The 23,937-nt window shown below is 38.7% G+C and carries 17 protein-coding genes; 5 read left to right on the top strand and 12 right to left on the bottom strand.

Going from position 1 to position 23,937, the window contains the following annotated elements; translation table 11 throughout:
• Positions 1–4 precede the first annotated feature (4 nt).
• On the top strand, positions 5–1,294 hold the full coding sequence (locus GD597_RS09590) for an amidohydrolase (protein ID WP_171607631.1): 1,290 nt from the start codon (positions 5–7) through the stop codon (positions 1,292–1,294).
• A 216-nt stretch (positions 1,295–1,510) separates the two neighbouring features.
• On the opposite strand, the gene GD597_RS09585 is transcribed toward GD597_RS09590, so the two are convergent.
• The 4 genes from GD597_RS09585 to GD597_RS09570 all read right to left on the bottom strand — a co-directional run bounded on the left by GD597_RS09585 (position 1,511) and on the right by GD597_RS09570 (position 4,468).
• Positions 1,511–2,899 carry a Gfo/Idh/MocA family protein gene (locus GD597_RS09585; RefSeq protein ID WP_171607630.1) on the bottom strand — a complete coding sequence of 463 codons (1,389 nt, stop codon included), beginning with the start codon at positions 2,897–2,899 and terminating at the stop codon, positions 1,511–1,513.
• Positions 2,900–3,044: 145 nt separating this feature from the next.
• Positions 3,045–3,356, bottom strand: coding sequence for a DUF3467 domain-containing protein (locus tag GD597_RS09580; RefSeq protein ID WP_171607629.1), 312 nt, complete (start codon positions 3,354–3,356; stop codon positions 3,045–3,047).
• 258 nt (positions 3,357–3,614) lie between these two features.
• A complete protein-coding gene (locus GD597_RS09575) occupies positions 3,615–3,986 on the bottom strand; it encodes a DUF1573 domain-containing protein (RefSeq protein ID WP_171607628.1) in 372 nt (123 codons plus the stop codon).
• A gap of 29 nt (positions 3,987–4,015) precedes the next feature.
• Positions 4,016–4,468, bottom strand: a complete 453-nt coding sequence (locus tag GD597_RS09570; protein WP_171607627.1) for a DUF1573 domain-containing protein — start codon at positions 4,466–4,468, stop codon at positions 4,016–4,018.
• A 191-nt stretch (positions 4,469–4,659) separates the two neighbouring features.
• Between GD597_RS09570 and GD597_RS09565 the strand changes: the two genes are divergently transcribed.
• Positions 4,660–7,053 (top strand): alpha-ketoacid dehydrogenase subunit alpha/beta, encoded by a 2,394-nt coding sequence (locus GD597_RS09565; RefSeq protein ID WP_171607626.1) that lies wholly within the window; start codon positions 4,660–4,662, stop codon positions 7,051–7,053.
• A gap of 120 nt (positions 7,054–7,173) precedes the next feature.
• On the opposite strand, the gene cmk is transcribed toward GD597_RS09565, so the two are convergent.
• The 4 genes from cmk to GD597_RS09545 form a co-directional block, all read right to left on the bottom strand.
• The gene (gene cmk / locus GD597_RS09560) at positions 7,174–7,851 is read right to left on the bottom strand and encodes a (d)CMP kinase (protein ID WP_171607625.1); all 678 of its coding nucleotides are present in this window, start codon (positions 7,849–7,851) and stop codon (positions 7,174–7,176) included.
• Between the two features lie 330 nt (positions 7,852–8,181).
• Positions 8,182–10,599: a sodium-translocating pyrophosphatase gene (locus GD597_RS09555; protein WP_171607624.1), complete on the bottom strand. Its 2,418-nt coding sequence runs from the start codon at positions 10,597–10,599 to the stop codon at positions 8,182–8,184.
• A gap of 293 nt (positions 10,600–10,892) precedes the next feature.
• Positions 10,893–12,383 carry an NAD(P)H-hydrate dehydratase gene (locus tag GD597_RS09550; RefSeq protein WP_171607623.1) on the bottom strand — a complete coding sequence of 497 codons (1,491 nt, stop codon included), beginning with the start codon at positions 12,381–12,383 and terminating at the stop codon, positions 10,893–10,895.
• A gap of 330 nt (positions 12,384–12,713) precedes the next feature.
• Entirely contained in the window at positions 12,714–13,208 is a 495-nt protein-coding gene (locus GD597_RS09545; RefSeq protein WP_171607622.1) for a c-type cytochrome, read from the bottom strand.
• Between the two features lie 402 nt (positions 13,209–13,610).
• Here GD597_RS09545 and GD597_RS09540 point away from each other — a divergent pair, with 402 nt between their 5' ends.
• Positions 13,611–14,039: a hypothetical protein gene (locus GD597_RS09540; protein ID WP_171607621.1), complete on the top strand. Its 429-nt coding sequence runs from the start codon at positions 13,611–13,613 to the stop codon at positions 14,037–14,039.
• 40 nt (positions 14,040–14,079) lie between these two features.
• On the opposite strand, the gene GD597_RS09535 is transcribed toward GD597_RS09540, so the two are convergent.
• Entirely contained in the window at positions 14,080–15,138 is a 1,059-nt protein-coding gene (locus GD597_RS09535; protein WP_171607620.1) for a response regulator, read from the bottom strand.
• Between the two features lie 232 nt (positions 15,139–15,370).
• The gene (locus GD597_RS09530) at positions 15,371–16,651 is read right to left on the bottom strand and encodes a PAS domain-containing sensor histidine kinase (protein ID WP_171607619.1); all 1,281 of its coding nucleotides are present in this window, start codon (positions 16,649–16,651) and stop codon (positions 15,371–15,373) included.
• Positions 16,652–17,088: 437 nt separating this feature from the next.
• Here GD597_RS09530 and GD597_RS09525 point away from each other — a divergent pair, with 437 nt between their 5' ends.
• A complete protein-coding gene (locus tag GD597_RS09525; protein WP_171607618.1) occupies positions 17,089–19,242 on the top strand; it encodes a T9SS type A sorting domain-containing protein in 2,154 nt (717 codons plus the stop codon).
• 249 nt (positions 19,243–19,491) lie between these two features.
• Here the strand turns inward: GD597_RS09525 and dnaG are convergent, their stop codons facing one another.
• A complete protein-coding gene (dnaG, locus tag GD597_RS09520; RefSeq protein ID WP_171607617.1) occupies positions 19,492–21,423 on the bottom strand; it encodes a DNA primase in 1,932 nt (643 codons plus the stop codon).
• Positions 21,424–21,725: 302 nt separating this feature from the next.
• Here dnaG and GD597_RS09515 point away from each other — a divergent pair, with 302 nt between their 5' ends.
• The gene (locus tag GD597_RS09515) at positions 21,726–22,136 is read left to right on the top strand and encodes a QcrA and Rieske domain-containing protein (RefSeq protein WP_171607616.1); all 411 of its coding nucleotides are present in this window, start codon (positions 21,726–21,728) and stop codon (positions 22,134–22,136) included.
• Positions 22,137–22,300: 164 nt separating this feature from the next.
• Here the strand turns inward: GD597_RS09515 and pruA are convergent, their stop codons facing one another.
• Positions 22,301–23,932, bottom strand: a complete 1,632-nt coding sequence (gene pruA, locus GD597_RS09510) for an L-glutamate gamma-semialdehyde dehydrogenase (protein ID WP_171607615.1) — start codon at positions 23,930–23,932, stop codon at positions 22,301–22,303.
• Positions 23,933–23,937 lie beyond the last annotated feature (5 nt).

Genomic DNA, 23,937 nt, shown 5'->3' with positions numbered 1-23,937 from the left:
GGCTATGCTAAAAAAATATTTGTTTATACTGACTTTAATTCCTTGTTTGGCAATTGCGCAAAACGAGGCCAGTATTGATAAAAATATAAATGATATTCTGCCTAAAGTAATTGAATGGCGCAGGGATTTTCATCAGCATCCCGAATTGTCTAACCGAGAATTTAGAACCAGTACCATAATAGCCGCCTATTTGCGTTCATTAGGTTTGGAAGTGCGCACAGGCATTGCCAAAACGGGTGTGGTTGGCATTCTGCAAGGTGGTAAACCTGGCCCTGTAATTGCCTTGCGGGCCGATATGGATGCACTACCCGTAACAGAGCGGGTAGACCTTCCTTTTAAATCAGTTGTTACAGACACTTTTAATGGTAAAACTGTGGGGGTTATGCATGCCTGCGGGCACGATAGCCATGTGGCTATGTTAATGGGTACAGCCAATGTTTTAAGCAAAATGAAAAAAGACGTGCCGGGAACGGTGGTATTTATTTTTCAACCAGCAGAAGAAGGTCCGCCAAATGATGAAGAAGGCGGGGCACCTTTAATGATAAAGGAAGGTGTATTGCAAAACCCTAAAGTGCAGGCAGTTTTTGGATTACATATGGAAAGTGCAGTACCAGTTAGTACAATTGATTATAAACCTGGCCCATTTATGGCATCTTCTGACTGGTTTACAATAAAGGTGAAGGGCAAAGGCAGTCACGGCTCACAACCATGGTTGGGCGTGGATCCTATTGCCATATCGGCGCAGATTATTAACGGCTTGCAAACCATTATAAGTCGGCAGGAGGATCTTACCAAGGCCCCGGCCGTTATTACTGTAGGCACTATTAATAGCGGTGTGCGCAGCAATATTATACCTGAGGAATGTATGCTTACCGGTACCATCCGCACATTGGATAAGGGTATGCAGCAGGATATTTATACCCGTATACGCCGCACCGCTACCATGATTGCCGAAAGTGCCGGTGCTACGGCAACCGTAACCATTACCAATAAAACACTGGTAACTTTTAATGATAGTGCGTTGGTGCAGCAAACCTTACCGGCCCTGCAATTGGCTGCCGGAGCTGATAATGTACACATGGCACATTGGGTAACCGGTGCCGAAGATTTTTCATTTTTTGGTGCAGAGGTACCTTCTTTCTTTTTTTATTTGGGCGGCATGCCCAAAACCACCACGATTGCCAATGCACCAGCCCATCATACTGCCGATTTTTTTATTGATGAATCGGGGTTTAACCTGGGCATAAAGGCTTTTTGCGAAATTGTGTTTCATAACAATCTGCCCAAACAATAGTTACCCGCTACTATTATTGAATGATAGTGTTAGCCAGGCTGAGGAATAGTTATGGGGCTTTGCTTGCGTCGCACACTGCGAGGTTCGGCATATGGCCGGGCAGTAGAAATGCAATTTTTTTTTATGGCTGTAGAAAGCTGCATAACATTCCTCTGGTACAAGTGTGCGACGCAAGAGGTGATGCTACCAGATACTGTTGCCCGGCCAATAAATGTATTAAAGCTGTTTCATTAGCCCGGCATCCCACTCAATTACTTTGTTTTGAAAATAGCTTTCATTACAAGCCAGACAAGGTGCGGCCGCCCTGAATGCAAAAACAGGGTCTTCAATTACGGGGGTGCCATTGCGAACGCCATCGAAGAAATTTGTAAAATGGGCAACATGTTCATCAAAATCGGGTGGACTAACATATTTAATATCGGCCAATACAGGTGTTTGTTGATCTTCTTTAGAATATTTCTGATTGTATTGCGCCATTAATTTATTCTGCATTTCCATTGGATAGGTGCTTAAAGAATCCCAACCTCCAATGCCTGGCGCCTTAGACATTTTATTACGTTTAATGGTAAAGCCATCCCAGCCCATATCAATAAAGCCTTCGCTGCCTGTAATTCGGGTATAACCATAATCGCCTTCGCCGCTAATAAAGTTTACACGCAGTGTTACCTGAAATGCTGCATGCTCATCGCATGCCGGATATTCAAGTATGGAAGTCATCACATCTGGCACATCGCGGCCATCTTTCCAGTAGGTTAGTCCGCCGATAGAATAAATTTTAGAAGGCCCTTTAGAGCCGGTAATATAATGCAGTCCGGTAAGTAAGTGCACAAACAAATCGCCGGCTACGCCTGTGCCGCATTCGCGGTAATTACGCCAGCGGAAGAATTTATTTTCGTTGTAGGCAGTTTTGTTTTTTGAAAATTGCTGGTAACGCTCCCAATCTACAGTAGCAGGCGAAGCATCTAATGGAATGGTATATTGCCAGGCGCCTAAGGCACTTTGCCTGTTGGTAACGGCTTCAACCGAATTGATAACACCAATATCGCCTGCCTGATATAATTCTTTGGCTTTGGCAAAATCAAGGCTGCTGATGCGCTGGCTGCCAACCTGCATGGTTTTGCCTGATTTTTTATGGGCATTAATAACATCCCAGCCCTGGCCAAGCTGGTGTACCATGGGTTTTTCGCTGTAAACAGCTTTGCCTTTTTCCATTGCGGCTATTGAAATGCGGCTATGCCAGTTGTCGCTGGTGGCAATTATAACGGCATCAATATCTTTACGGTCTAATATTTCTTCGTAGCGGCGGGTGGTAAAAATATGGTTGCCATATACTTCTTTTGCCCTTTGTAAACGGCCATCGTATAAATCGCAACAAGCTACCAATTCTACGCCTGGTACTTTTAATGCGGTGTTTAGATCGTTATAGCCCATAATGCCCATACCAATTACACCGATACGTATTTTATCGTTGGCACTATATTTTTTACTAAAAGTAAGTACTCTTCTTTCTTCTTTTTCCTGTGCGGCTAGGCTGGTTAAAGAGCTGGCGGTTATTAGGGCTGCACTGCCTCCCAATTGTTTAATAAAATTTCGGCGGTTGCTCATTATAGGATGTATTTAAATTTGATGGTTTTGCAATTCATATGGTAATTGTGTACAGTTAAGTACAAAAAAAGTAGCCGTAAGTTAATACTTAACGGCTACAATTATTGGTATAGTAATACAATATTTTAACTAATACAAATGCTGTTTAGGCCTGTGCAGTGGGTCCTCCAAAATTCATAGGTATCTCAATTTGTTCCAGGTCCTGAATTTTTCCATTGGCTGCTTCGTAACGATCTACATTTTCCTGTAGGGCACGCATAAAACGTTTGGCATGCATGGGTGTAAAGATGATACGTGATTTTACTTTGCTTTTGGGGGTACCTGGCATTACGTTTACAAAGTCGATAACAAACTCGGCATGACTATGGGTAATAATGGCCAGATTTGCATAACTGCCTTCTGCCACTTCTTCTGATATTTCTATATTCAACTGATTATTTGGTTGTTGCTCTGCCATAAAATTTTTTTGCAAAGGTAGGTTGCAGTTATTATTATTAATTGATTTTTTGGATAGAAATACTTTTGAAAGTGTAATTGGCTGTTGATGGCTGAGGCCTATTACTGCAGTACAAGAGTGCGACGCAAGAGGTGTTGCCAATAGTAATAAAGCCGGGCTAAAAAAATGAATAATTTTTGGTACCAGGTTTTTTATGCCATAAATAGAAATAAAAAAGGTCATGTTGCCATGACCTTTGAAAATAAATATCCGTGTAATTTAGCTTTTAATTACTTCGCCATCGATTGTTAAAACAACAGGAGCTGCAACATTGGCAAATTTTACCGTTACAGTTTTAGTGAATGAACCCATATTGGCTGCATTATAGGTAACTTTTATAACGCCTGTTTTACCTTTTAAAATGGGTGCTTCAGGATATTCTGGCTTGGTACAACCGCAACCTGCTGTAGCTGTTTCTATAATTACAGGTTTATCTGATTTATTTGTAAAAGTAAATTCGGTTGTTACAGGTTTGCCTTGTTCTACTTTACCAAAAGAATATTTCATTGTTTTAAATTCTACAGGGCTTTCGTTTTGAGCAAAAACCGGAAGTACAAGGATAAAAGCAATGGCGGTTAATAATTTTTTCATGATTGTATTGTTTGAAAGTTTATTGAATTTTATTTAGAACCTGGTTTCATTTTTTCCAGTGTGCTGTTGGCTGGCGCAGGATTATCGGGTGTTTTATAGGTTTGTCCGTGAAATTTTATTACCTGACTTAACCCACCATTAAAGAAAATGGTTACTACTTTATGAAATTCACCATCAGTGGCGCCATTAAAACCAATACCTACTTTAAATTCCTGACCTGCAGCATATGGGCCGGCACTCCATTTTGGGGTGGTACAACCACAGCCTACCTGTACATTTTCAATTTTCACTGAATCTTTTGAAATATTTTTCAAAATCAGTTCATACTCGGCAGGTTTGCCAAAAGGGATTTTCCCGAAATCATGGTCCAAATCTTTTATTTCTATCACTTTGGACACATCGGGTTGGGCGGCTGGAGCAGTTTGGGCTTTTACTGCTACTACCAGCAGTATTAGGGAAAACATCATTAATAGCTTCTTCATTAGAATAAGTTTTTCTGTGTAAAAATATTGATTTCTTATTTGCAAAATTCTTTATACAGCCAGAACTTGTTTAAAACTTTCTTAAGGTTTTAAGATTTTAATTTAAATACCATGATTTCAGTGCAAAAACTGTGCAATTTTATTATACTGCCATTTGTTCTATTAATTAATGTAAACGGTATTTTTGTTTAATGGATACCAGTACCATCAATATTGACCAGCATGAAAGCATGCTTTCTTATGAAGATTTTCGTAATGAAGTATTGAAAGATTACCGTATAATTCTGGAAAGCCGGGAAGTTAGCTTGCTTGGCAGAAGAGAAGTTTTAACAGGTAAAGCAAAGTTTGGCATTTTTGGAGATGGCAAAGAATTAGCCCAGGTGGCTATGGCCAAGTTTTTTAAACCTGGCGACTGGCGTTCAGGATATTACCGTGATCAGACTTTTATTTTTGCTACAGGTATAGCTACCATTCAACAGTTTTTTGCCCAGTTATATGCTGATCCGGACAGAAACCATGAGCCGTTTAGCTCTGGCAGACAAATGAGCAATCATTTTACCTCCAGAAATTTTGATGAAAATGGGGTATTGGTAAACATGATGGCACAGAAAAATGTGGCTACCGATATGGCTCCAACTGCGTCTCAAATGCCAAGAAGTGTTGGTCTATCGCTGGCATCTAAACTTTTCAGACAGAATCAATCACTAAGTAATTTAACTCATCTATCCAATAACGGCAATGAGATTTGCTTTTGTACTATTGGAGATGCTTCTACATCTGAGGGCCATTTTTGGGAAACAATTAATGCGGCCGGTGTTTTACAGGTACCCTTAGCCGTTTTTGTTTGGGATGATGGGTATGGTATATCCGTTCCAAAGAAATATCAAACGACCAAAGGTTCTATTTCAACTGTACTTAAGGGGTTTCAAAAAAAGCCTGATACCAACGGTATTGATATTTATAATGTAAAAGGATGGGATTATGCTGGCATGTGCGAAGTGTTTGAGGCTGGGTTGCAAAAAGTAAGAGATACGCATATTCCTGCTGTTTTTCATGTGGAGGAGCTTACCCAGCCACAGGGACATTCAACCTCTGGCAGCCATGAAAGATATAAAACTACTGAGCGTTTAGAATGGGAAAAAGAATGGGATTGCATTCGCAAAATGCGGCAGTGGATGTTAGACAACAGTATTGCTGCACACGAAGAATTGGTGGCTATTGAGGAAACCGTAAAAGATGCGGTGAAGCAAAGCCGTATAAGAGCTTGGGAAGATTATTTGAACCCAATTAAAGAGAAAGCTGCAGAAGCAGCAGGGATTATTAAAGCAACAGTAGTGCACGATATTGAAAAATTTAATAAGCTTCAGAAAATAGCTAGGGAGCTGGAAACAAACCGTGAACCACTACGCAGGGATATTTTAAAAAGTCTTTCTATTGCCATAGATGCTGCTGGGAAGTCTTCATTTTCTAGCCAATTAGCTGATTATTATAAACAATTAAAGCAGGATAATTACGAATTATATAATACCGGCTTATATGAAACCGGTAAAGGAAGCGCCTTACATGTTAATGAAGTAAAACCTGTTGTGCCTAAAGATGCCGTTCAAATAAATGGATATGAAGTATTGAATAAATATTTTGATCAATTGTTTGCCAATAATCCATTGGTAGTGGCCTTTGGAGAAGATCTGGGTTTTATAGGTGATGTTAATCAGGGCTTTGCTGGTTTACAGGAAAAGCATGGTGAAAACAGGATTTTTGATACTGGTATTAGGGAACTTACTATTATGGGGCAGGGGATTGGTTTGGCATTAAGAGGTTTAAGGCCGATTGCTGAAATTCAATACCTTGATTATCTGGTATATGGCTTGCAACCATTAACTGATGATGTTGCCACACTTCAATACCGCACAAATGGACTGCAACATTGTCCTATTATTGTTCGTTCACGTGGACATAGGCTGGAAGGAATTTGGCATAGCGGCTCCCCCATGGGGATGATTATTAATGCACTCAGGGGCATGCATGTATGTGTGCCACGCAATATGGTGCAGGCTGCTGGTATGTACAATACACTTTTACAAAGTATTGAACCGGCTTTGGTGATAGAATGTTTAAATGGTTATAGATTAAAAGAAAAATTACCTGCTAATCTTGGCGAAATGACTGTTCCATTGGGAATTCCAGAAATATTAAAAGAAGGTAATGATATCACCATAGTTTCTTATGGCTCTACCTTGCGTATCATTCAGGAAGCTGCAGAAAGGCTGGAAGAGGAAAATATTAGTTGCGAGATTATTGATGTACAAACCTTACTGCCTTTTGATATTCATCATAAGATATTGGAGAGTTTAAAGAAAACAAACCGAATCGTTTTCGTTGATGAAGATGTACCAGGTGGGGCAGCTGCTTATATGTTTAATAAAGTAATGGAAGAGCAGGGTGGCTACAGGTATTTGGATGTTTCTCCTAGAACCATTACTGCAAAAGCACACAGGCCAGCCTATGGCAGCGATGGCGATTATTTCAGCAAGCCTAATGCAGAAGAAATTGCCGAAACAATACGTGAAATGATGAATGAATAAATTGTTCTTTAACTATAAAAAAAGGTTGCTTAAAGCAACCTTTTTTTATATATCATCTTCTTCCATTATAGCAATGGGCTTTTATAACTTATTTTCGTTAAAGAATAAAAATGCAGTAAACTATTGTATCCTTTCATTTACCCATTGCAAAACAAGGGTTAATTGCTCCGCCATTGTTAAATTGGAATTATCCAATACCAAAGCGTCATCGGCTTTACGAAGTGGACTAATCGCCCTGGTACTATCTAAATGATCCCTCATTGCAAGGTTCTGTTTCACTTCTTCTCTTGTAATGCCGGCGTTGGCCGCAACTACTTCCTTATAGCGCCTTTCTACCCTAACATCAATATCAGCCGTCATAAATATTTTTAATTCGGCATTGGGGAAAACAGTAGTGCCTATATCGCGGCCATCCATTACAATACCTTTTTGTTCTCCTATTTTTCTTTGTTGTGCCACCGCAAATTCACGTACTGCAGCATCTGCAGCTACAGTGCTCACATTATCGCTTATATACATTTCCCTAATGGCGATTTCCACATTTACTTCATTCAAATACATATCACTTTTACCAGTGGTTGCATTAAATACAAAAGAAAGATTAATAGCCGCCAATGCGGTATTTACAGCTGCCTCATCATGCAGATTAACTTTGTTTTGTAAAAAGTATAAAGTAATGGCCCGATACATGGCACCACTGTCAATAAAAATATAATTCAGTTCCTTAGCCAGCTGACGTGCTACTGTACTTTTTCCGCAGGATGAATAGCCATCAATTGTAATAATTATCTTTTTCATAAGTTGGTAAAAGTGCATAAAATATACACACAACCCATATTTTAAATATCAATTTCTTTAAAATAAATGATGGGCCCGGCTTTGGGAAAATGTTTTTGGCTTTACTTGCGTCGCACTCTTGTACTGCAAAATACTATTGCAGCAGGCATTGGGTAAATAATTAAAAACCTGTAACCATCATAAATAATTCCATGCATTAATTGGATGCCATGAAAAAGGAACCCCGAAACGAGCGTGGCAAGCGCAGCTCAATTAATAATTTTAAAGCCGGTAACAAAAAAAAATCCCCAAAGCAATAGGCCTCGGGGATTTTTATAAAGCAAGTATATACTAATTTGTATTTACATTAATGTTGATGTTCTTCCCTGCTTCAAGGTAATTACTGTATTTGGCTACTACTTCGGCAGATTGCTCTTTGCCGTTAATAGTTAATTTGCCATCGTTCACATTGATAGACAAGTTGCCGCTATTGGCAATAACACCATCGGCTTTTAATGCAGCAATCAAACCATTTAATTTGGTATCATCGCTGGTAATATTCATGTTCACCGTGTTGCTGTTTGCCTTATCGGCAGTTGCAGTAACATGAATTTCCATTTTTTTCTGGTTAACGGCTGCAGCACCATCTTTGGTATGAAACACATGGGCCAAAGTTGGCGCAATAACCAATGAAACAATAGACATTAACTTGATAAGAATGTTCATTGATGGGCCAGATGTATCTTTAAAAGGATCACCAACGGTATCACCAGTTACGGCAGCTTTATGTGGTTCACTTTTCTTTTTATAAATCTGTCCGTTTATCTCTACACCTTTTTCAAAGCTTTTTTTAGCATTATCCCAGGCACCGCCGGCGTTGTTTTGGAACATACCCATAAGTACACCACTAACAGTAGCACCAGCTAAAAATCCACCCAGTGCTTCAGGGCCTAAAAGGAAACCAATTACCAACGGTGCAACAATTGCAATGGCACCAGGAGCAACCATTTTCTTCAAAGAAGCATCTGTTGAGATGGCAACGCATTTATCGTATTCAGGCTTTCCTGTACCTTCCATAATACCTGGAATGGTGTGAAACTGACGACGAACTTCTTCTACCATGGCCATAGCCGCTTCACCTACTGCACGAATGGCTAAAGAGGAGAATATAAAAGGAATCATGGCGCCTATAAATAAAGAAGCCAGTACATCTGCTTTATAAATGTCAATACCAGTAATACCTGCAACACCAACAAAGGCTGCAAATAAAGCCAAAGCAGTTAAAGCTGCAGAAGCAATGGCAAAACCTTTACCGGTAGCAGCTGTGGTATTACCAACAGCATCCAATACGTCAGTTTTTTCACGAACATCAGGAGGTAATTCACTCATTTCTGCAATACCACCCGCATTATCAGCAATTGGTCCAAAGGCATCAATAGCTAATTGCATAGCAGTGGTAGCCATCATACCAGCTGCGGCAATAGCCACACCGTATAAACCTGCGAAATGGTAAGAACCATAAATACCACTGGCTAAAACCAGAATTGGTAAACAAGTAGATTCCATACCTACCGCCAACCCACCAATAACATTGGTACCATGGCCTGTAGCACTTTGACGGATAATACTCAATACCGGGCGTTTACCCATAGCTGTGTAATATTCAGTAATCATACTCATTAAAGTACCTACTACCAAACCAACTGCAATGGCACCTAAAACACCCCACTTGGTAAACTCCAGTCCGCGAAGGCTCATTGTTTCAGGTAAAATATAATTTACCAGGAAAATACTTGCTATACCTGCAAGTACCATAGAGCTATAGTTACCCATATTTAATGCTCTTTGTACTGCCTGGGTATTAATGCCGGCATTCTCACTTATTTTTACGAATAATGTACCTATTATTGAAAAGATGATACCGGTACCTGCAATTAACATTGGTAATAAAATTGGGCCAAAACCTCCAAAATTATCGTTGGAAATAGTTTCCTGTCCTAAAACCATCGTTGCCAAAACGGTAGCAACATAAGAACCAAACAAATCGGCACCCATACCAGCCACGTCACCTACGTTATCGCCCACATTATCTGCGATGGTAGCTGGGTTACGTGGATCATCTTCCGGAATACCTGCTTCTACTTTACCAACAAGGTCAGCACCTACGTCGGCAGCTTTGGTATAAATACCTCCACCTACACGGGCAAACAAGGCAATGCTTTCTGCACCCAATGAAAAACCGGTAAGCACTTCAATGGTTCTAAGCATTTCTTCTGAATTGGCACCTGCGCCTGGAGCAAATACCTGTTTTAATACCAGGAATAAAGAACCCAAACCCAAAACAGCCAAACCTGCAACACCAAGGCCCATTACAGAACCACCGGTGAAGGAAACATTTAGCGCTTTGGAAAGGCTGGTTCTTGCAGCCTGTGCTGTGCGCACATTGGCTTTTGTAGCTACATGCATACCAATATAACCAGCAGTAGCACTAAATACAGCACCAATAATAAATGCAATGGCAATACTCCAGTGACTATCTGGATTGCTGTTAGCCATTACAGCCAATAATACTGATGCAATGGCAACAAAATAGCCAAGAATTTTCCACTCTTCCTTTAAAAAAGCCATAGCACCTTCTGCAATGTGGTCGCTTATATCCGTCATTTTTTTCTCACCCGCATCCTGACGTGATACCCACTTAGACTTAATGAACGTGTACAATAGTCCGACAATACCCATGGCCGGCACAGCATAGAATAAAGAATCCATAAGCAATCTATTAGTTTTAGTTTATGATGGTAACAAATATAGGGTATAATAACCAAAATGTTAAAGCTGTGAGAACGGTAAGTTTTTTGAAGCGCTGTTTTAGGGCTGGCTGTTGAAAGTTGCCCATATTTACTACAGTACAAGTGTGCGACGCAAGTAAAGCGGATAATCTGAGCCATCGCCGGGCTACAAAATGTAAAACCTACATGTATAACATCAAAAGCAAGTAGCAAGCCCATATTTTTTGGCAAAAAGGGCAATTGCCAAAGCCGTTTACACAAAAAGTGGCCCTTTTAGATAGCATTATTTATTTCATAATAGGCGGTACTTATATGTTCAATTAGGTCAGTAGCTATCATGCTTTCCATAGATTGGGAAGCAAGTGCAGTGTCGGCAGCTAATCCATGTAAATAAACCCCAAATAATGCAGCATGTAAAGGGGTGTAACCCTGTGCCAGTAATGCTGCCAGCATACCGGTAAGCACATCGCCGCTACCGCCTTTGGCCAGTCCGGCATTACCGGTATTATTAAAATACCCGCTTCCATCGGGGCATGCAATAAAAGTGTGATGGCCTTTTAGAATTATATAGCATTGCAGGTTAGCAGCATTTAAAATGGCTTTTTCTATTCGTTCAACATCATTGCCTGTTTTGCCAAACAACCGGTCAAATTCTTTGGGATGCGGGGTTAATATAGCGCCTTTTGGTATAAAATTTTTAAGTACAGGATAGTTTGCAATAATAGTAATGGCGTCTGCATCCAATACAATTGGTGCCCGAAATGCCTGTAAAACCGACATCATTAATTGTGTGTTTGCCTCGTTAATGCCCAGCCCCGGACCAATGGCAATTGTTGTATAGATAGTCGTGTCAAACGCCTGTTCTCTATTAATACACATGGCTTCGGGAACTACGGTTTGCATAATGGGTATATTTTCCTGCGTTAAACCAACGGTTAGCAATCCTGTGCCTGTTCTTAAACAAGCTTTAGCTGCCAATATAGCGGCTCCCGTTTTGCCAAAACTGCCAGCCAGCAATAGGCAATGGCCATTAGAACCCTTATGTGCAAAGGCATTTCTTTTTTTATAAATTAAGTTGATAAAAGACCTGGATAAAATGGTGTATTTGGTTTGAATAGTAGCCAGATAATTAGCATCCAGCCCAATTTCGAGCACATGAACTTCACCAAAAAATGGGGCATTTTCAGCCAGTAAAAAGCACAGTTTTATTACCTGAAATGTTAATGTAATTGCGGCCTTAATAATAGGGTAGCCGCTGGCACTTTTATCTATAAACAATCCGCTGGGCACATCAATTGCTATAACAGTTGCATGTGCATTGTTTATATGATTAACCAACATTGCACTCAGCTGTTCCAGGGGCCTGTTTAACCCACTGCCATACAAGGCATCAATAATTATGTGATTGGATGGCAGTACCGGAAAAAAATCTACCGATTGTATAAAATGAATATCTTTTGTTAGCGTATGCAGTATATGTAAATTCTGTTGAAAATCCGCCGTGCCCATAGCGCCCAATTCAAGAATATATACTGCCGGATTATAACCCGATTCAATTAATTGTCGGGCAATTGCCAATCCGTCTCCGCCATTATTTCCCTTACCGCAGAAAATACTAATGGGGTGTTGCAAAAGTTTTTTTTCAAGTAAAAAGGCGGTGCATTTGCCTGCTGCACGTTCCATTAAATTAAATGAATTTATAGGTTCATGGGCAATGGTGTACGCATCCCAATCATGTATTTGTTGTGGTGTTAATAGTTGCATAGCTGTATAAAATTACGCCAAGCAAGGCACTAAAATGCAATGAATAATGTAAGCTGCAAAGAAATTAAATGTCATTGTGTGCCGGGCTGCAGATTAAGCATGGGGCTTTACTTGCGTCGCACACTTGTGGGTACTGATTAGGTGGCTTCATTCCTTTTAATATCATATATTTTTACTGTTTATTGCTGCCGTAAATGAGGAATCTGGAAATAAGGTATTTGAGCGACGAAGCAGCAAATACAAAACATGCGATGATGCTCATTGTTATACAGTCGGTTACATAAAAAAAGAGGTTCATGTTTAATGAACCTCTTTTTTTAAAATTATTTTTTATTGCTTGTTTGCGGGTGGTGGGGGTGGAGGAGGTGCTTGTTTCATACCGCCATTGGCCATTTGATCTGCAATGCCTTTTGCATCGGGGTGCTCAATACCTCTGTGACAGGTGTTACAGGTAACAACCCTAATGGTATCTGGCATGTTAGATTTTTCCCAGTTAAAATAGGTGGCATTAATACCCATTGTCATTCTAAGCATATGACGTGCTATTTGTTTTTGATCTTTATCGTCTTTTGCAAAATCCCAGCCTTGTCTCCAGTCTTCGCCTGTGTGTACATGGCAGTACGCACATTTAACGCCTAATGCATCGTTAAAGTTGTGCATTACTTTGTCTAATTGTTCGTGGGTAATATCTTTTGGTAATACCTGAAGGTTCTTATATTCCTCGGGTCCACCAGTTGCGCCCGGTGTATAGGCAGTAAGCCCAAACGCAACGAATGCCGTTAAGCATAGCAGTACAGTTACTTTGTTTTTGTTGGTTGTAAACATGAGTGTAATTTTTTTCTAAATTAAATAAAATAAGTTTTGTTTTAAAAATTATAGATGAAAAGGCAAAATGTTGCTACGAAAATAAATTAAGGCAAATTGGGTATAACTACATATATCGTATTGTTTGTTTGTTTTTAGAATTACCCGAAATTAAAAAATAATTAATATGTTATTTTTTTTCAAATAAATCAGTTAAAAATGGCAATCTTGATAATACTCAAAGAAAAAATTGATTTTCGTCATGTTCAATACATTTTTTGTATAATAAGTTTGTTTATAGTTCAGTAGTGGATTAAACAGGCATCTTAAAAATTGCAGCAATGCAATCAGGATTAAAGGAAGAGGAAGGCTTTTTTCGGTTAGGGTATTTCGAATTATTTAGGTACTATTAAATTAAAAGCTGTGGTAGGCAAAATTGATAGTGACGATTCTAAAAAAATGAATATGTATTCTTATGTAAATAAATCAGGGCTACTTCTTAGAATTGAAGCATGGAACACTTTTGAAGAAGTTCAGCTTGAATTTAACAAGGTATTCCCTTACCTCAAAATTGAGAACATGGTACATCAGGTTGCTTCCAGTAATGGTGGCATTAAATCTATTACCACAAATAAAAAACTAAGCCAATTACAAAAGGTACAAGGAGATTTTTTTATTGAAATTTATGAAGAAACCACAGTTGCAGAACTGGTTCAGCAGCTAACTGCCCTTTTTAATCTGCCTACCAAGGTATTACGTAAATCTAACAATCTTTGGATAGAAACTACATTAACCGATAACTGGACATTGGTGAAACAAAATATGGCCGGCAAGCAGTTTAATGCTATTTAGCCTTAATAAACCATAGGTTAAACCATTAAAAATAATGCTGCTAGTACAAAAGGTTTTTAAGTTTATCTTCTTCTAATACTACAATTTTACCTTCTTTTATATCAATCAACTTTTCAGCTTTAAAATCGCTAAGGGTTCTTATTAAAGATTCTGTAGCAATTCCAATTACCTGCGAAAGGTTTTGACGGGAAATATCCAATTCAGCTTTATTATCGGCAGTTATTCTGAATTTTTCAAGCACCTGTAAAATACCCATGGCAACTTTTTTGCGAAGCGAATGGTAAGCAATAGCCATCAGTTTTTCTTCGTTTTCCAATACATTTTTGGCCAGCATTTTAATAAACATCTTTGATACCTGAGGATCTGTATTAATTAATTGTAAAAAATCAGCCTTGGGTATAGACATTAGTTCGGCATCCTCCAAAACCTCGGCCGAATCAGAATATATTGCTTCCTCCAGTACCGTAGTATACCCAATAAAATCGCCGGTAGTATGTATGCTGGTGATAAGCTCTTTACCAAATTCGTTTACCTTATATGTTTTAATTTTCCCGGAAACAACGTAGTATACCACATAAGGTCTTTTGCCTTCCGTATACACCATTTGCTTCTTTTTAAAGCTAACAACTTCTCTGTCCTGAGAGGTAAGCTGCAAATTAGCTGCACTGGCTGCATTACCTATAAAAGTATTTAAACCAGCCGCCCCCGAGGCAAAATTTGCTTTAAGTGTATCTACTTTTTTAAACCTCAATTCAACAGCACTCAGTAGCTGTACATCATCAAAAGGTTTCGTAATATAATCATCGGCACCCATTTCCATACCTTTTCTAAAATCTTTCATTTCGGTTTTTGCGGTAAGAAAAATAAAGGGTATAGACGATGTTTCAGAATTTCTGCTCAATAAATGTAACACACCATAACCATCCAATTCGGGCATCATAATATCGCAAATAATCAGGTCGGGTTTGTTCTTCAAGGCAAGTTCCACCCCAATTTTTCCATTTGGGGCACTCCAAACAGTATAATTGGCCAATTCAAGTATTTCGGCTGTATTTTCCCTAACCTCTTTATTATCCTCAATTACCAAAATTTGTTTCATATAATTTTATTTACAGTCTCAATATCAAATAAAGCCAAAATTCACAATATTTAAAAATACATTTTTAGCCGGGCTAAAACCAAATCTCAGCATTACTTGCGTCGCACTCTTGTGCTTCACCAATTCTTTTCAGCAAAAGGAATTACCCATAAAACGGAATAGGTCGTTTTGAAATTTGCGTTTTATTTATCAATATAGTCCATTCATTCACGGTCAAAACCAACATATTCGGTTATATTGAATATTTTCTTTCAAAATCAATAAAAAATTCTGTGCCTTTCCCCAATTCACTGTTCAGGTTAATGGTTCCGTCCAGTAATTCAAGGTATTTAGAAATAATATGTAATCCCAAACCTGTACCCTGTATATTCTGTGCATTTTTGGCCCTAAAGAACCTTTCAAACAAATGCTGCAGATCTTCTTCAGATATTCCAATACCCTGGTCTTTTACAGTGATTTTTATATGATTTTCTGTTACATAACTGCTAACAAATATAGTTGAATGCTCGGGTGAGAACTTAATAGCATTTGATATAAGATTGATGATAATATTTTTTAGCAAATTATTATCCAGGTAAATTGTCGTATCTCCCTCATGCAGATAACTAATGTGTTGGCCTATTTTCAACAGGCTGTTTACATCTTCAATGGTTGTTTCAAAAAATTCTTTCAAATTCATTAATGCAAATTGTGCATGAATTTTTCCCTCCTCCAGTTTCCCCAGTGATAAAAAGTCTTCCAGAATATTTTTCATATTACTCACGGCCTCCTTACTGCGAACAATATGCTTCATTCTTTTATCCTGATCTTCAGTTGTAATATATTTCCCAATAAGTGATAAAGAGGTAAGTATGGTGCTCAAAGGTGTTCTAAATTCGTGTGAAGCCATGGTAACAAAACGGCTTTTTAAATCTCCCAATTCTTTTTCTTTTTCCAGCGTTTCACTCAACTCTTCTCTTGATTTTTCCAATTCTGCCAAAGTTTCCTTTAACATCATGGTTCTTTCCTGTACTTTTTGCTCCAGTTCTGTGTTCAATATCTGAACTTCAGTAGTAATTTTTTCTAAAGCTGACTTTTGCTCCAAAACCAGTTTTTCATTACTCTTCCTTATCGATATGTCAATAATAAATGCAATTACATACGATTCATTTCGAACATTATAATGGCTTAAACTAACCTCCACCGGAAAATCTGTTCCATCTTTTTTTCTTGCGTGTAAATCCCTGCCTGCCCCCATGGACCTGTTTTGAGGGGCCTTATTAAACTGATGTCTATGCTTTACATGCCTGTCATGAATAGAGCCCGGTAATAATATTTCAACTGTTTTCCCTAAAACCTCATTCTTTTCATAGCCAAACTGGGTTTCAGCATATTTATTAAAATCAATAATCTCGCCTTTGGCGTTGGCAACCACTATCCCAATTGTTGCATAGCTAAAAAATGCCTCATATTTATACCCTCCATCATCTAAATGCTCCCTTTTGGGGTTTTCAATCTCTGTTTTTTTGTCCATACATCGGTTAGTTTATTACTTGTTTTCAATTATAACGGGTTGAAGTAAAAACTAAATTAATAAAACTGCTTTTCTTAAAAAGGCCTACATAAGTAAACAATAGCATAAGAAAAATAGCCTGTTAAACCACATAAAGCTAAAATTTCTTTTGTAATTAATATACTTTATCACCTATTAGCCTTGAACCAATTATTCTTATTTATGCTATTTCTGCTATGTACTACTGCAATTTACCTGTATTAATTCATGTAGTAATATTTCTACATCCAATATAGCGTTGCAGCTACTGTAAACATGTATTATAATCAGGTTCTACCCATTTTTTAATACTGAACTTTACATTATTAAAGTATTACCCGAGGAAAACTAAATCACTATTGCCTTCTCACTTTTCCTGGCGAATAAGTAGATGCAAATAGTACAAACCCTGGCCCAAAATGAAACGGCTTCAAACATACCTATTAACCCTAACCTTCACATTTGCCTTGATAGCAAATGGCCAGCAGGTAGATACTATCGCTAAAGCTAAAGCCTTTTCTAATACCTATATTTCTCTTCCATTTATGGGTACAGCCACCAATGGCCATGTTTGGGCAGCAGGCTTAAACAATAAATACGATGCCACAGGCAAAGCTTTACCAATAGAAATGGTTAGAATTGATTTAACTACCAATACCACCATTTACAAAACTATAACTGGTACAATTAGTAATGCAAGTGTATATTGGTCTTATTCCTTTGATAGCACAGGTGCTTTTTATCTTGGCCTGAATAGCAATAACAGAAAAATTTACCGGTTTAATCTTAAAGACAGCATCCAATTCGAAAACCTTGGTAATGGATTTCTGAATTCAGGAACCTTAGCTTATAGCCTTTCCCTTGGCCGGGATAAACATGTTTATTTTGGTGGAAGTAGCGGTAGCACATACTGGAGTGAATATGACCCTGAAACCGGCAATTTTCTTCAACATCCACCAATCGATCAAAATAACGATTACGTACTTTCTATCATGGGCGATTCATCCTGGGTATATGCCCAGGTGGGTCAGAAAAATTCAATTGATTTGTGGGCCATCCGAAAAGCAGATGATTATAAAATTAAACTGTTCTCAATACCCAATAATACCCGTTTTAATTACGGTATCCGTAAAGATGCCATTGTATTGAGCTTTAATACAGATACACTTTCCGGGTCTTACTTATTGGTAAACGGAAAAGCTATAAAAGGTACAAATAATAGCCCATTGGTTGCTTATTCCGAAGTAAACAATAGTCCAAGCCAGCCCACAGTAAACAGCTATTTTAATCCAACTACTTCAGAACTAACCTATAGCATTAATAATAGTGCCTATCATAACACACTTATTAATACCGGCCGCATGCAAAATAATATCCGTTTTATGTTTTTTGATAAAACCGATACCACTGGCTTTGGTTATGTGGGCGATTATTATGGTAACTGGTATTGGTACAATGGTACAAAAGATACCAGCTATTTATTGGGTAATACAGGTTTTAATGTATACTCTGGCAAGCAATATAATGATAGTATTTTTTATTTTGGAAATTACCCCAGCGGCGCCTTGCTTAAATGGAATAAAAACCAACCATGGACTATGCAACAGTTTAATGGCGATCAGGTAATTGATGCAGTAAGCACCACCGCAAACCCAAAAGTAGAAGGTTATTTTAAAAGTGAAACCGAAGCAGGTTTTCACCACGCTTCTAAAATGGAAATAGATACCATTAATAACAGAATTATTTGCGCCGGGGATGTTATAAGAATTGGCAACACTTGTAGTATTGGTACTTACGATATTAAGAAAGACAGTATTTATGGCTACGACTATCATAAAATTGACAGACTTTCAGTATCCAGTATTGCAGCTTATGGTACCAAATACATCATGGCTACCAATAACAATTTTGGAGGCAGGCCATTACTGTATTTATATAATCCATCCAACAATACCATGGAAGATAGTATGGATCTTGGTTTAACCGCCTATGGTAAAATTTATATTACAGGTGATACTCTGGTTGGAGTAAGTGGTACCCAAATTTATAAAGCCAATATAAAAACTCATCAACTGGTAAAACAATATACACTTGGCAGTCCAATACAATTTTCTATGCAATTGCACGATGGCCGTATAGCTATCAATACCACTGCAACTTTGCCTACAGATGTTGCCCGATTTTTAAAAATTGATTATACCAATGCATATGAATTTAATAACTGTTTATATACCATCGTAAACGGAAATACAATTGTAAAAGTAAAAGGGCTTTTTAAAGACACAGCCATCACGCCAAAAAAAAGTCCCTTAGAAATAGGAAGGCTGCCCATAAACAATATGCCCAAAGTAAATCTTTACCCAAACCCCGTAGTAAATAGTTTACAGGTTACTATCGATAAGCCATCTGCACAAAACCAACCCTATACCGTTGTGGATCAATCTGGTCATATTCTTATCAATGGTATAACGCCGCCCAATGCCAGTTTATTTAAGGTAAATGTAAATAACCTGCGTAACGGCATGTATTGGCTGGTTATGAATAATAAGGCCAATGCATTTGTGAAAAATTAACTGCTATATCATGAAAGCTTCAATTTTTTGCTAAGTAATTTATTGTTGTATTCAAGCTAAATAAACATGGGCATCGCCGCTTGTTTTTTATTTGCTGATTAGACACGCAAATACCTCACTTCTAGGTTCCTCAGGTATGGCAGCAATAAAGGCAGGTTTAAGTATTTAATTAAAGCAGCATTTTAGGCGAATGTACAAGTGTGCGACGCAAGTAAAGCTGATGCTTGTTATATCGCTGGGCTCATAACTTTATTTAAGATAAACGGTTTTCATTTCGGTGGTAATGGTACGTTCTATTTCTTTTAAATTGGTATACATTTTTATAAGCACATTGTATTTATCGGCTTCTTTTTCTTTGCGCAGGTCTTCTTCCAGCTCCATATACATGCGTTTTATTTTACGAAGTTTATAAATATTTAAAGCACTTAAAATTACATTTTGAATATCGCTGTCAAGCTTTAGTTTATAGCCATCTATCTTACGGCCCCAGTCGTGTAATTCGTAGGGAAAATTAAGCAGTCCGGCTACAAATGCATTCATATCCGGATTGGTGCTGTATAAGAAAGTGCGGGTATCTATAAATCCATTTTCGCGTAACATTTGCTGGTAGGCTTCAGTAATTTTTTCCAGCTCTTTATTATTCAGGTGAAACTCTTCCAGTACTTCAAAAATAGCGTCGGCAATATATTTATCTTCGCTTAATAACTGGTTGCCATATTCAATTAAACGTTTTACCACTTCGCGTTCCTGGTACTCATCTTCCATCATTAGATTGATGGCATTATCGGCGGCAGCTTCGTTTTTATCGGCATTCAGCGATTCCAGAAAACCGGCTTCCCTGCCAGGTGTTCTTTTTTCTTCTTTGGTAATTTTTTCGCGAATAAATTTATTTACCAGGTTGGTAAGGCCACCTTCATCCAGCTTTAGCATACCTGCGCACTGGCGTATATATTCCTGCTGTTTACTAAAGTCTTCGGCTTTATTTATTTTGCTAATGGTTTCGGCAATATGGTTTACCACATCGTTCTTTTTGGTAATATCATTGCCAGCTTCTTTTAGCATTACTTCCAGCTGAAAAAGGATAAAATCTTTCTTGTTATCGGCAACAAAATCCTTAAAAGCTGTAGCACCAACCAAGCGAACATAACTATCGGGGTCTTCTTTGTCAGGTATCAACACCAATTTTACATTCAGGCTTTCTTCCAGGGCCATATCAAGGCCACGCAAAGCCGCTTTAATACCTGCGGCATCGCCATCGTATATAATAGTTAGGTTATTTGTATATTTTTTAATCAGTCGTAGCTGGTCAACCGTAAGCGATGTGCCGCCACTAGCCACTACATTTTCTACGCCGGCCTGTGCCAGAGAAACAACATCTGTATAACCTTCCACCAGTAAACATTCATCAGCTTTGTCTATGGCCAATCTGGCAAAATATAAACCGTATAAAATTTTACTTTTTACATAAATTTCATTTTCGGGGGTATTTATGTATTTGGGTGCTTTGTCGGCTTTGCCAATAACCCGGGCGCCAAAACCAATAATTTTGCCGCTATTATTATGGATAGGGAAAATAATACGGCCGCGATAATTATCTACCAACTCATCGTTTCGCAATGTAACCAGACCGGATTTTAAAAGCACATCCTGACTATACTGCTGGTTTAATGCAGCCTGCGCCAAAGTGCTTCTGGCTTGCGGATTATAACCTACCTGAAATTTTTGCAGGGTTTCTTTGCTAAAACCACGTTCAGTTAAATAGCTTTCAGCAATTTGGGTGCCTTCTTCTGTTTCGAATAGCTGTGTGGCAAAGAATTTTTGGGCAAAGCTGTTAACTATATACAGGCTATCGGCACTTAATAATTGTTGTCTAACCTCGTCACTTACCTGAGTTTCTTCAATTTCTACGTTGTAACGGTTGGCCAGCCAGCGTAGTGCTTCTACATAGCTGAATTTCTCATGCTCCATTAAAAATGTAATGGTATTGCCACTGCGGCCGCAACCAAAGCACTTATATATTTCTTTAGCCGGTGAAACGGTAAACGAGGGGCTTTTTTCCCCATGAAATGGGCATAAGCCGAGGTAATTGGCGCCCCGCTTTTTAAGTTTAATGTATTCGCCAATTACATCAAGAATATCTATGCGGCTGGTAATTTGCTGTATGGTTTGTGGAGAAATCATGTGTTAACAGCAAATATCGGATATTCGTTTTTATGTTGAAGGCTTTTGTAGAATGCTTTGAGTTTTGGTGTTGGCCTTTAGATTTTATGTTTCAACATATTCGTTTTATGATGCTTAAAAAAAGCATCCAGCAGGGGATTACACTTGTGAAATATGCAAATAATGCTTTTGGGCTTTAAGATTTGTTTTGGATAATATGCTGTTAAAGCAATAAAGGCATAAAATAAATTTTACAAATTTTGATTTTATACAGGTAAGGCTTTTATTCAAAAGATAGTTATTTTTATCAAACGCATTAATTTATGGACAGAAAAGAATTTCTTGCTCAGGTAGGTTTTGGTGCAGCCAGTTTAATTGTATTTAGCTGTTTGGGTGGATGTTCAAAGGAGTCGGGTACACCAGTTAGCTCCACAGATTTTACCGTTGATTTGAATGCTGCCAGCAGTGCCGCATTAAGTACGCCCGGCGGATTTATTTACAGTAACGGAATAATTATTGCAAAAACCCTAACCAGCGATTACATTGCTGTTTCGCAGGCATGTACCCATGAAGGTATTACCGTAACCTACGAAAGCGCCACTAATAGTTTTTATTGTGGAGCACATGGATCGGAGTTTTGTAATACCGGAGCGGTAATGGTTGGCCCAGCCAATAAAAACCTTAAGCAATTTAACACCACACTTACTGGTAGTTCTTTACGGGTGTATGCTTAATGCTATACAGTTATTGTTTGCTGATTAGCGAACAGAACCCCGCAGAGTGCGACGCAAATGGGTTTAATGGCAGCTGTAAAGCCTGGTACCAAAAAATAATTTCAACACTAAATAGAAAACGCCCTGTTTCTGCAGGGCGTTTTTGTTTGATATATTGTCTGGAATTAGCTTTCCTGTAAAAATGCGTACCTGTAATCAGTAGGCGGATTAAATGTTTCTTTGATAGTACGGGCACTTAACCAACGGTATAAATTAATCATACTGCCGGCTTTATCGTTGGTGCCACTTGCTCTGGCACCGCCAAATGGCTGCTGACCGACTACGGCACCTGTTGGTTTGTCGTTTATATAAAAATTACCAGCGGCATTGCGTAGTTTGGCGGTTGCCAATACGACCGCATCCCTGTCTTGTGCCAATATGCAACCTGTTAAAGCGTATGGGGAAGTTGCATCTAACACTGCCATTGTTTCCTCAAAGGCATCGGCGTCGTAAACATAAATGGTGAGTACGGGGCCAAAAATTTCCTCGCACATTGTAACGTATTTGGGGTCTTTGGCCTCAATAACAGTTGGCTCGATAAAATAGCCAATGGTTTTATCGTAATTACCACCGGCGATGATGGTAGCTTTACGGTCTTTTTTGGCTTCGTCAATATAGGCTGCAATTTTATCGAAGCTTTTTTCATCTATTACAGCATTGATAAAATTGGTAAAATCTTCAACGGAACCCATATTCATGGTTTGTAATGCCGCGATTAGTTTTGTTTTAATGGCTGGAGCCAGGTTGCTGGGAATATATGCCCTTGAAGCAGCTGAACATTTTTGCCCCTGGTATTCAAAAGCACCACGGGCAAGTGCAGTTACTGCTACATCAACGTCGGCGCTTTTATGTATCATAACAAAATCCTTACCTCCTGTTTCTCCAACAATGCGGGGATAAGATTTGTATGTGCCCATATTTTTGCCAATGGTAGCCCACATACTATTGAATACACCTGTTGAACCAGTAAAGTGCACACCTGCAAAATCAGGATGCGTAAAACATATTTTACCCAATTTTGGACCATCTACATATATAAGGTTGATTACGCCATCGGGTAAGCCTGCTTCCTGTAATATGCGCATGATCATTTGAGCGGCGTATACCTGGGAGTTTGCTGGTTTCCATACTACCACATTGCCACACATGGCTGCTGAGGTTGGTAAGTTGCCGGCGATGGCTGTAAAGTTGAACGGGGTAATGGCTAATACAAACCCTTCCAGCGGTCTCCATTCCATACGGTTATGGATACCGGGCGCTGAAACGGGCTGTTGCCTATATATTTCGCTGAGGAAATGAACATTAAAACGCAAGAAATCAATCAACTCGCAGGCACTGTCTATCTCGGCCTGGTAAGCATTTTTGCTTTGCCCCAGCATGGTGCAGGCATTAATGGCACCACGGTATTTTGTGGCTAACAAATCAGCGGCCTTTAAAAATATATGAGCCCTGTCTTCCCAGGGCATATTGGCCCAGCTTTCTTTTGCTTTTAATGCTGCATCTATGGCTTGTTTAACATGCTGTTCGTCGCCCATATTAAAATAGCCCAGTATATGTGCTTTTTCGTGTGGGGGGCGCATGGCTATTTTTTTACCCGTTTTTACTGTTTTACTGCCTATGTACATGGGTACATCAATTGGCTTTTTTTTGGCGGCTGCAAGAGCTTTTTTTAGTGCAATTTTTTCAGGTGAACCCGGTGCATACTGTAATACGGGTTCATTAGCCGGTAACGGGTAGTTAAAATATCCAAAGTTCATAGAAT

The organism is Limnovirga soli (assembly GCF_013106755.1).
GTDB classification, from domain to species: domain Bacteria; phylum Bacteroidota; class Bacteroidia; order Chitinophagales; family Chitinophagaceae; genus Limnovirga; species Limnovirga soli.
This window is presented reverse-complemented; position numbering and strand designations above follow the sequence as displayed.

Excerpts from the sequence above, each read along its gene's own strand:
- GD597_RS09535 (WP_171607620.1), bottom strand. The coding sequence starts at position 15,138 with ATGAAACAAATTTTGGTAATTGAGGATAATAAAGAGGTTAGGGAAAAT.
- GD597_RS09580 (WP_171607629.1), bottom strand. The coding sequence starts at position 3,356 with ATGGCAGAGCAACAACCAAATAATCAGTTGAATATAGAAATATCAGAA.
- GD597_RS09570 (WP_171607627.1), bottom strand. The coding sequence starts at position 4,468 with ATGAAGAAGCTATTAATGATGTTTTCCCTAATACTGCTGGTAGTAGCA.
- GD597_RS09575 (WP_171607628.1), bottom strand. The coding sequence starts at position 3,986 with ATGAAAAAATTATTAACCGCCATTGCTTTTATCCTTGTACTTCCGGTT.
- GD597_RS09515 (WP_171607616.1), top strand. The coding sequence starts at position 21,726 with ATGGACAGAAAAGAATTTCTTGCTCAGGTAGGTTTTGGTGCAGCCAGT.
- GD597_RS09545 (WP_171607622.1), bottom strand. The coding sequence starts at position 13,208 with ATGTTTACAACCAACAAAAACAAAGTAACTGTACTGCTATGCTTAACG.
- GD597_RS09555 (WP_171607624.1), bottom strand. The coding sequence starts at position 10,599 with ATGGATTCTTTATTCTATGCTGTGCCGGCCATGGGTATTGTCGGACTA.
- dnaG (WP_171607617.1), bottom strand. The coding sequence starts at position 21,423 with ATGATTTCTCCACAAACCATACAGCAAATTACCAGCCGCATAGATATT.
- GD597_RS09525 (WP_171607618.1), top strand. The coding sequence starts at position 17,089 with ATGAAACGGCTTCAAACATACCTATTAACCCTAACCTTCACATTTGCC.
- GD597_RS09565 (WP_171607626.1), top strand. The coding sequence starts at position 4,660 with ATGGATACCAGTACCATCAATATTGACCAGCATGAAAGCATGCTTTCT.
- cmk (WP_171607625.1), bottom strand. The coding sequence starts at position 7,851 with ATGAAAAAGATAATTATTACAATTGATGGCTATTCATCCTGCGGAAAA.
- GD597_RS09550 (WP_171607623.1), bottom strand. The coding sequence starts at position 12,383 with ATGCAACTATTAACACCACAACAAATACATGATTGGGATGCGTACACC.
- pruA (WP_171607615.1), bottom strand. The coding sequence starts at position 23,932 with ATGAACTTTGGATATTTTAACTACCCGTTACCGGCTAATGAACCCGTA.
- GD597_RS09590 (WP_171607631.1), top strand. The coding sequence starts at position 5 with ATGCTAAAAAAATATTTGTTTATACTGACTTTAATTCCTTGTTTGGCA.
- GD597_RS09585 (WP_171607630.1), bottom strand. The coding sequence starts at position 2,899 with ATGAGCAACCGCCGAAATTTTATTAAACAATTGGGAGGCAGTGCAGCC.
- GD597_RS09530 (WP_171607619.1), bottom strand. The coding sequence starts at position 16,651 with ATGGACAAAAAAACAGAGATTGAAAACCCCAAAAGGGAGCATTTAGAT.